The 6,732-nt window shown below is 39.4% G+C and carries 4 protein-coding genes; all 4 read left to right on the forward strand.

All coding sequences use genetic code 11. The annotated features are described in order from the left end of the window. The first annotated feature begins 10 nt into the window (after positions 1 to 10). Complete coding sequence (flgL, locus tag V7161_RS21305) at positions 11 to 889, forward strand: flagellar hook-associated protein FlgL (protein WP_335714879.1); 879 nt, start codon at positions 11 to 13, stop codon at positions 887 to 889. Between the two features lie 247 nt (positions 890 to 1,136). Continuing rightward, positions 1,137 to 2,174, forward strand: a complete 1,038-nt coding sequence (locus V7161_RS21310; RefSeq protein ID WP_335714880.1) for an NERD domain-containing protein — start codon at positions 1,137 to 1,139, stop codon at positions 2,172 to 2,174. A gap of 235 nt (positions 2,175 to 2,409) precedes the next feature. Then, positions 2,410 to 4,047: a flagellin gene (locus tag V7161_RS21315; RefSeq protein WP_335714881.1), complete on the forward strand. Its 1,638-nt coding sequence runs from the start codon at positions 2,410 to 2,412 to the stop codon at positions 4,045 to 4,047. Between the two features lie 89 nt (positions 4,048 to 4,136). Further along, positions 4,137 to 6,732, forward strand: a 2,596-nt coding sequence (locus V7161_RS21320) for an OmpL47-type beta-barrel domain-containing protein (RefSeq protein ID WP_420491652.1), incomplete at its 3' end; no start/stop codon positions are given.

Raw genomic sequence — 6,732 nt, forward strand, 5'->3', positions numbered from 1 at the left:
GGTGAATGGTATGCGTGTCACACAAAACATGTTAAGCACACAGTTAATCAGAAATATTCAGACGAATTATCGGGCAATGAGTCAGTCTCAGGAACAAATTGCTTCCGGGAAAGCGATTAATCGTGTTTCCGATGATCCCGTTAAATCGGTGCAAATTATGTCTTACCGGTCTGCCTTAGCCGAAACGGAACAATTCAAGAGAAACGCTGAAGATGGACAGAATTGGCTTGAAACCACGGATAATGCCCTCGATGACTTGACGCAAGTCATGCAAAAGGTGAGAGAATTAACGATTCAAGGCAGTAATGGCGTGAATAATAAAGATTCCTTGGATACGATTGCGATGGAATTAAAGGCCCTAAAAGGGAATATCGGGAATATTGCCAATGCCAGGCTGGGCGACCGCTATTTGTTTGCAGGGACCGACACAGATACGGAACCGTTTGTTAGTGGAGAATTTGTGAATACTAATAATCAGCCCCTTTCATGGAATGTCGGACAGGGTGTTTTTATGAAGGTCAATATCAATGGAATGGACATTTTTAATTATAAATCGGGTGGATTAAATCTTGTAGAAACCATTGATAAAATTGCCGGTGAACTAGAAGCGGGCAAGGACCCCCAACAATATTTAGATCATTTGGATAAGCAACTGAACAATCTTCTCGCCCACCGCTCGATTGTTGGTTCGAATGTTAATCAACTAGAAATGATGATCAACCGCTTAGACCAAACGGAACTTTCAACTAAAGGCATGCTTACCAAAACAGAAGATGCCGACTTGGCGAAGGTCATCACTAATTTTACAACGCAGCAAACGGTTTTGAATGCAGCGCTGTCTTCCGGTGCTAAGGCGATCCAGCCGACATTGGTTGATTTTTTACGCTAGGTTTTTGTTAGTGCCTCGGATTTTCGGGGCGCTTTTTTTGTACTTAAATATGGATTCGCCGATATATTGGAAAATTCGCCGATAAACCACTCAAATTCGCCGATAAAATGAAATATTCGCCGATAAATCATTCAGATTCGCCGATAAAATATATGGACAAAGTTTGTTAACAAATTTCGCTAAATTTCGGCAGGATATTCGGTGCACTTTTTTGAATTCTTTAATCAAACTGAAAGGAGTGATAAGTTTGATTATCAAAAAAAGAACCATACCATTAGTAATTCTTATTTTAGAGGCTTTATGCCGTCGACTTCCTCTGAATTACCCCAAATATCAGCAAATTTTAGAGGAACTTGGCAGAAGACAAGCGGGCTATCAAGGTGAAGTTTCTCTTGATTATTATCTGCGCCTCCTTCCTATCGACAAATACATGATCCTTCACGATTTAAACCTCCCAGATGGTGACTACAACTGCCAAATTGATACTCTTCTCCTCACACCAGAATTCGCCCTGATTATTGAAGTGAAAAATATGGCCGGTAAATTGATATTTGATACCGAAAATAGGCAGTTTACGCAAATCATTCATGAAAATGAAAAAGGTTATCCTGATCCAATCTCTCAAGCGGAAAGACATCAAGAATACATAAAAAAACTAATGGTTGACCATAAATTTCCACCGGTTCCCGTTGATTATCTATGTGTGATCAGCAATAACTATTCCTCTTATGTTATAACAGGCAAAAACGCTTATAAGGTTAAGCCGCGGGTATGCAAATCAGATGCATTTATAAACAAAATTCAGTTTTTCGAAAACATGTATTCAACTCCACAACTCACCGCAAAGGATCTCCGAAAACTCGGCCGCCTCCTCGTTAAAATGAATACAATTCCCACAAACTACATTCTAAAAAAATATGAAATTAAAAAGGAAGATATCAAACCTGGTGTTTTTTGTCCCAACTGCAATCATGTTCCACTCATTAGGAAAAAACAGCAATGGTTCTGCCCTTCCTGCGGGAAATTGTCAAAGGATGCCCACATAAACGCCTTGATGGACTACTTTTTACTAATTGATTCAAAAATTACAAATAGACAGTTTCGCGAGTTTGGCCAGATAAAATCGGAGGACGTTGCAAAAAGACTACTTCGCTCTGCAAATCTTATTAGTTCAGGAACAAAAAAGGGACGAGTGTACTTTCCGAAGGAGGACTTTTTCATAATGAATATCAATTCGCCGATAAATGCAGCAGATTCGCCGATAAAACGAAAAATTCGCCGATAAACGCTCCAGATTCGCCGATAAAACGAAAAATTCGCCGATAAACCACTCAGATTCGCCGATAAATTTATTTCGAATCTATGTCTCGCTTTTTTTTCATAAATTCTCGTACAAAAACAGATATTTATTATAAAAAATATGAAAAAATCCCTCTCCAAACGCCGAAAAATGTCGTTACTTACTAGTAGCAAGACAAAAACAAATAAAAATTTGTCAAAATGACTAGGAGGAAAACGAAATGAGAATCAACCATAACATTTCCGCACTAAATGCTTACCATCAATTAAGTGCAAACTCTTCGGCTTCAGCGAAAAATTTGGAGAAATTGTCTTCAGGTTTACGTATCAACCGTGCAGCTGATGATGCTACGGGCCTAGCAATCTCTGAAAAAATGAGAGCGCAAATCCGCGGATTAGATCAAGCACAAAAGAATGCTCAAGACGGGATTTCGTTAATTCAAACAGCTGAAGGTGCGTTAAACGAAACACACAGTATTTTACAGCGTGTTCGTGAACTTTCGAACCAAGCGGCAAATGGGACTTCAACAACTCAGGATAAACAAAATATCCAAACAGAAGTTAACCAATTAATTGATGAAGTGGATCGAATTGCAAATAATACCGAATTCAACAGCTTCAAGATTTTAAATGGTGATATTTCTAAAACTGCTAAATTTGCTCAGTCAACAGGTGGATCTGTAGCTAATGTAATTTCTTCTTCAACTGCTGCTTCTGGAACCACTACTGTCACTACAGGTACTGCGTTAACTGCTGATACTGCATCAGTTTGGCAAACAGGTGCATTAAAAGATTACACTTCAGGCAGTGCTGCCGCTGTTACCAGCAATACCAAACTCACCGATCTCGGAGATGCAAGTGGTAACTACGGGCTTAAAGTGGGCGATGAAATTACTCTATCTGCAGTAGTAGGTGGCGAAGTAAAGAATGCCGTTTATGTAGTGTCGGCTAACAGTACTTTAGATGATTTTATGTCCACTGTTAAAAATACATTAGGGGCTAGCTCAGTAGCAATGGACACTGCAGATGGAGCTGGTGATTTTGGAGCTGACCTAGATGCCTTGGGTCTGGATGCGCCAGTGTCAGGGCTTAGTACCGATGGAGGAATGTTAATTACAGGTCAAAAAGGTGCAGCTAATGACATTAGCTCATTCAGCATCTCAGCAACTTCATCAGAAGGTATTGATCGTACATCATTTAATAGTTCATTGAATACTGGGAAAAATGGCGGGTTACAACAACTACAAGTTGCAGCAAACAAAGGTGACTATGTTGCACAAGTTGATATTGGTCCTGCTGGAGCTAGTGCAGGAGACGGAAGAATTGCCGTTCGTGCAAACTCTGTTGTACAAGTATCTAATCTGCAACTAACCTTTAACGGTTCAATTGTTGACGCTGCTGGAAATCCTGCGAATAATCAGGTTTCTACTATCACAGTCGGTTCAGCAAACAATACTGTATCGATTCATGTGGGAGCAAATGAGGGACAAACTCTAGAAATTGGCATCAATGCAATGGATTCGGTTGCTTTGGGACTAAAAAACAATGGTGTAAATATATCTCTAATGAGTGAAGTTAGTGCTGAGAAAGCAATTAAGGTTCTTGATTCTGCCATTAGTACAGTCTCAACTGAACGTTCTAAATTGGGGGCTGTCCAGAACCGTTTAGAGCATACAATCAATAGCCTTGGCACTTCTTCAGAAAACTTAACAGCTGCGGAATCCCGTTTAAGAGATGTTGACATGGCACACGAAATGATGGAATTTACGAAAAACAATATCCTTTCTCAAGCGGCACAATCTATGCTTGCACAGGCTAATCAACAGCCTCAAGGTGTATTACAGCTTCTTCGTGGTTAATAACGGGTTACTTCAATTGAAAAGAAGTCTCTTTCAAGAAGGGGCTTCTTTTTAAGCTATAGATAAATAAGTGAAAGGGAGGAAGAGGTATGCAAAAAATAAGGAAAAAACTTTCTTTATTCGTTATAGCTGCTTTAGTATTGCAATTATTTTCACCAGTCAAGTCTGTATTTGCCGCAATAACTTTACCAGCACCTGATAATTTTCGCTATGTTCTTGATGGGATTGATAATGTTATTTTAAGGTGGAACGATGTAAATGGTGCAACTGCCTATCGGGTTTATGAGATTAAAGGCCAAGACAAAGTTTTAATCATTCAAACAACGTCACCTAATCGTTATCTTGCAGGTGTTAAAGAAGGTTCTCATACTTATGGGGTTACAGCCGTTAATAGTACAGGAGAGTCACAGCTTTCATCTTTATTAACCGTCGAAATAAAATATCCAACAATGCAACCTCCTAACGGACTATCCTCAAGTGTTGTAAACGGCAATGATGTTTCTTTAACCTGGAATGCAACGGAATTCGCCACTGGTTATAAGGTTTACGAAATATTAAATGGCCAAAAGCAATTAATTGCTACACCGACGAAGGCGAGCCAATATTTTTCTAATGTATCAGAAGGGGAACACCTTTATGAGGTTATTTCTTACAATACCCAGTTCGGTGACTCCACATCAAGTTCTATAAAAGTAAACGTTATATATCCTGAAACTCCTGCTCCAACTGGATTAAAGTCTTATATTAACAATGTCAATAATGTTATTTTAAGATGGGATACGGTGCAAAATGTCACTTCTTATAATATCTATGAAATTATTGATGGGAAAAGAAAACTTGTCAATTCTACTTCAAATACAAACCAGTATGTAGCAAACGTTTCTGCTGGACAGCATGTTTATGAAGTAACTGCCTTATCAAAATTTGGGGAATCAAAAACAGGAAGTCAAACTACAATAGAGGTAGTTTATCCAACATTACTTCCTCCTGGTCAAATTTATTCTTATGTCTATAACGGAAATGATCTTTTGCTCATGTGGTCAGCAGCAGATTATGCAGACACTTATAAACTTTATAAGGTAGTAAATGGTCAGAAAGAATTTATTGAAACCACTTCAAATCGTTCCCACTACTTTACTAACCTTCCAGAAGGGGACTATACCTTTGAAATCGTTTCTGTAAGCGAGCGATTTGGGGAATCCACACCTGGGACATACAACAAAACAATTGCATTTCCTGAAATGCAAGCACCAATTGCTTATGCAGTAAAGGATACAGAAAACAGTGCATCAATTAGATGGTCTTCGGATCCGTATGCAACTGAATATGAGGTTTATAAACTTGTAGATGGTGTGCCTAACTTAATAAAAATCACTACTAATAATTCTTACTATGCTACTGATTTAGAACAAGGTAAACATGAGTATGCGGTCATTGCAAAATCTGATCGATTCGGTTCATCCTCATATTCTAATATTGTGGTAGTGGATGTTAATCCAGTTTTAAGGGCACCACAAAATGCTAAACCAGAAGTAAAGGATGATTCCATCAACTTCTCTTGGGAACCAGTCCCAGAAGCAGACAAGTACAACATTTACGAAGTGGTCAACGGTGAACGTGTTCTTGTAGGAACAACTACCGATCCAAACTACACCATAGAAACCCCAGAAGAACAAGGCACGCACGAATATCAAATCGTACCTGTCACAAAAGACGGAACAGAGTCGATTGACTATGCAACAGTTACCGTTGAAATCGATAAGCCTTCTGACGTCACACCGCCTGTTACGACAGCCGAAACAAATCTAGAATGGTCAAAGGATGATGTATCCGTTGCTCTTAGCGCTACGGATGACTTAAGCGGTGTCAAGAGCACCTATTATTCTATTGATGGTTCAGAATTCGTGGAGGGAACCGATTTAACTATCAGCAAAGCAGGAATCCATACCGTTTCCTTCTATAGCATTGATAATGCTGGAAATGTAGAGGATGCCAAATCGGTTGATGTCAAAATCGATAGAGAAGCACCGGAAACAGTGATTAATGCCAGCACGTATTGGTATAACACTGATGTTAACTTGGAACTAACAGCAAAAGATAATCTATCAGGAGTCAAGGCCACCTATTATTCTGTGGATGATGCAGAATTTGTTGTAGGTACTAGCTTTACGTTAGAAAAAGAGGGCGTTCATAAAGTTTCCTTCTACAGTGTTGACAATGTTGGCAACGTGGAGGAAGCAAGAACCGTAGAAGTAAAAATCGACAAAGAAGCACCAAAAACTACTGCCAATGTAATTGGTGACAGTTTTGTAGAATTAACAGCGAGTGATAATCTTTCAGGTGTTCATGCAACCTACTACTCCGTCAACGGTTCAGATTTCCAAGAAGGTACAAGGTTTCCAGTTGATAAAGCGGGAGTAAACACCATCACTTTCTATAGCGTCGACAATGCCGGCAATATGGAAGCTAAGCAGACAATTGAAGTTAAAGTAGACAAAACGGCTCCATCTACAGTTAGCAATCTCGAAGACAAATGGTACACAGATGCAATAAACGTCAAGCTAACCGCAACCGACGATTTAAGCGGCGTAAAAGCAACCTACTATTCTATCGATGGCGCAGACTTCACTGAAGGAACAAGCTTCGCGGTTGAAGCAGAAGGCACTCACACTGTTACATTCTACA

Origin of the sequence: Neobacillus drentensis, from assembly GCF_036965425.1 — a bacterium.
GTDB lineage: Bacteria > Bacillota > Bacilli > Bacillales > Cytobacillaceae > Neobacillus > Neobacillus drentensis_F.

Excerpts from the sequence above, each read along its gene's own strand:
- V7161_RS21315 (WP_335714881.1), top strand. The coding sequence starts at position 2,410 with ATGAGAATCAACCATAACATTTCCGCACTAAATGCTTACCATCAATTA.
- flgL (WP_335714879.1), top strand. The coding sequence starts at position 11 with ATGCGTGTCACACAAAACATGTTAAGCACACAGTTAATCAGAAATATT.